Here is a 2,580-nt window from a genome sequence, read left to right on the forward strand (position 1 = left end):
CTGGCTGGCTCTTCCGGCGTCCCTCTCGTGGACGGTCCGTCCGTGTAGCGAATTCCAGATTATCCGCTAACGCCAGCCAAGTTCCGGTGCGACGTGTTTCAGGATCGCCTCTATGACATGCGCATTGTAATCGACACCGAGTTGGTTCGGGACAGTGAGGAGAAGAGTCTCTGCTTCGGCGATAGCCTCGTCGCCTTGAAGCTGCTTAATGAGTTCGTCTGGCTCACCAGCGTAGGAGCGGCCGAAGATTGCGCGGGTGTTTTCGTCGATATAACCGATCGAATCTTCTTCCTTACCCCCGCGGCCAAAATAGGCCCGATCTCGATCGTCGACGAGGGCGAAGATGCTGCGGCTAACGGAGACACGCGGCTCGCGGCTGTGGCCGGCTTCCTTCCAGGCCTCGCGGTACGCACGGATTTGGTTGGCCTGCTGGACATGGAAGGGTTCGCTCGTCTCGTCGTCCTTCAGGGTCGAACTTTGTAAATTCATGCCGAGCTTGGCGGCCCAGACAGCGGTGGCATTTGAGCCTGCACCCCACCAGATACGCTGCCGTAGTCCCTCCGAATGGGGCTCGAGCCGAAGCAGACCTGGCGGATTGGGAAACATCGGACGCGGATTGGGCTGTGCGAAACCGTCGCCCTTCAGAACGTCCAGGAAAACCTCGGCGTGCCGTCGGCCCATGTCGGCGTCGGTCATGCCATCCTCAGGCTGGTGGCCGAAATAGCGCCAGCCGTCGATCACCTGTTCAGGCGAGCCGCGGCTGATGCCAAGCTGCAGGCGACCGCCGCTGATCAGGTCAGCCGAACCGGCATCTTCCGCCATGTAGAGCGGATTTTCATAGCGCATGTCGATGACTGCCGTACCGATCTCGATGCACTTCGTCTTGGCACCGACCGCAGCGAGGAGCGGGAAGGGAGAGGCGAGTTGCCGGGCGAAATGATGAACACGGAAATAGGCCCCGTCGGCGCCGAGCTGTTCGGCTGCAACCGCGAGATCGATGGATTGAAGAAGCGTATCGCCCGCCGAGCGGGTCTGCGATTGAGGGGAGGGGGTCCAGTGGCCGAAGGACAGAAAGCCGATTTTCTTCATGGATGGTCTACCTCGACGCATAGCGTCCGCTGTCAGGATCAATCCGGAACATGGGATATTCTTGTAGGCTCGAAAAGTCTCTGGCCGGCAACATACTGTTCACAAACTAGTACCGTCGTTCGGATGGGGAAACCGCGCCCGTCCATGACGAGTAGTCCGACGAGGTCGGATTTTAAAGCCCTGCCGCCTTTGTCAGATTGACCCGGAAACGGTTTAGCCGCCGCTGGTATTTTCGGGTCATCTCGGCGGAGGCATGGCCGAACTGTTTCTGGACATAGCGCTCGTCGACTTCGGCGGGGGAGGCGAAGCCGGCGCGCAGGGAATGGCCGGAGAATTTTTAAGGCAGGTTGATGCTCACAATTCGTGGGCAGGCATAAGCCGTGGTCGAGGCCACCTGTTCCCAGGGAAGCAGGGAGGGGAGGTCGAGACTGAAAATGAAACCCTTGATGTGCGCACAAATGTGCATATATTGTGCATAGTAGATTACCGGAGTGCAAACATGGCACAGGCTCTTATGACGCATACAACGGTGGTATCGGGCTTTGTCGATAGCCTGCAGGAGCCGCGCACACCCTATATTTCGCCCAACCGCCTGTCCAAAGCGCTCGGTGTGCCAGTGACTGGTCTGGCGGAATTGACGGGCGTTCACCGCAATACCCTGCGCAATCCTTCTTCCGAGCGGCTGCAAGGACGTATGCGGGAAATGATCAAGGTGATCTCGGCGGTGGCCGAACTGACCGGGGCGCTTGATAAGGCAATCTACTGGTACCGTAACGAACCCATCAGGGACTACGACCATAAGACCGCGGCCGAACTCGTGGCAGAAGGGCATGTCGAGGCTGTTCTGGCCTATGTCCGGGACCTTGGTAACGGCGCGCGCGGGTGAAGCTTACACGTTTAAGCTCGGAGGGCGAGATTTTTCATCGCTTTCTCACGCCGAAGTGGGCTCATCTTCCCACCAGCGGAGCAGGGGCCGCAAGCGATGGCGGTCGCTTCAATCGACCCGGCATTGAAGCACTTTACCTTTCCAGGGCGCCGCAAACGGCGCTGGAAGAATATCGCCAAGGCGCCTCGATCACGCCGCCGGCAACGCTTGCGGCCTATACTGTGCGACTGGATCCGATCGTAGACCTCTCAGCGGGGTTCGATCCCTTGGTTTGGGATTCGAAATGGGCCGAGTGGGACTGTCAATGGCGAAAGATCGCCCGGATCGACCACAAGATACCGACATGCTGGTTGTTGTCGGATATCGCCATCACGGCAGGATACAAGGGAGTTCTCTTTCCATCGCTGCAGCATGCCGGAGGAACAAATCTCGTCGTCTTCAGTGCCAACCTCGATCCGAGCGACAGTGTCGAGGTTCACGATCCAGACGGCCGATTGCCAAAAGATCAGTCCTCTTGGCCATAACGCCATCCACGAGGGGCCGCGCCAGATAGCGGGGAGCGTCGCGGCGAGGCCAAACGTCGCCTGCCATTTCTGCCGGGGGAA

3 protein-coding genes and 1 pseudogene are annotated in these 2,580 nt (G+C 59.1%); 2 read left to right on the top strand and 2 right to left on the bottom strand.

The features are described 5' to 3' along the window. Positions 1 to 66: 66 nt before the first annotated feature. Together ACSQ3F_RS29300 and ACSQ3F_RS29305 are read right to left on the bottom strand one after the other, a co-directional pair. Entirely contained in the window at positions 67 to 1,089 is a 1,023-nt protein-coding gene (locus tag ACSQ3F_RS29300) for an LLM class flavin-dependent oxidoreductase (RefSeq protein ID WP_436103670.1), read from the bottom strand. A gap of 172 nt (positions 1,090 to 1,261) precedes the next feature. Then, positions 1,262 to 1,426 (bottom strand): annotated as a pseudogene (locus ACSQ3F_RS29305) (integrase); the annotation flags it as partial. Positions 1,427 to 1,588: 162 nt separating this feature from the next. Between ACSQ3F_RS29305 and ACSQ3F_RS29310 the strand changes: the two are divergent. Both ACSQ3F_RS29310 and ACSQ3F_RS29315 read left to right on the top strand, forming a co-directional pair. Further along, positions 1,589 to 1,975 (top strand): hypothetical protein, encoded by a 387-nt coding sequence (locus ACSQ3F_RS29310; RefSeq protein WP_436103672.1) that lies wholly within the window; start codon positions 1,589 to 1,591, stop codon positions 1,973 to 1,975. After that, a complete protein-coding gene (locus ACSQ3F_RS29315; RefSeq protein ID WP_436103671.1) occupies positions 1,972 to 2,499 on the top strand; it encodes an RES family NAD+ phosphorylase in 528 nt (175 codons plus the stop codon). The genes ACSQ3F_RS29310 and ACSQ3F_RS29315 overlap by 4 nt, the downstream gene beginning before the upstream one ends. The last annotated feature ends 81 nt before the right edge of the window (positions 2,500 to 2,580 follow it).

It is taken from the genome of Pararhizobium sp. LjRoot238, from assembly GCF_964252955.1.
Lineage (GTDB): Bacteria > Pseudomonadota > Alphaproteobacteria > Rhizobiales > Rhizobiaceae > Pararhizobium.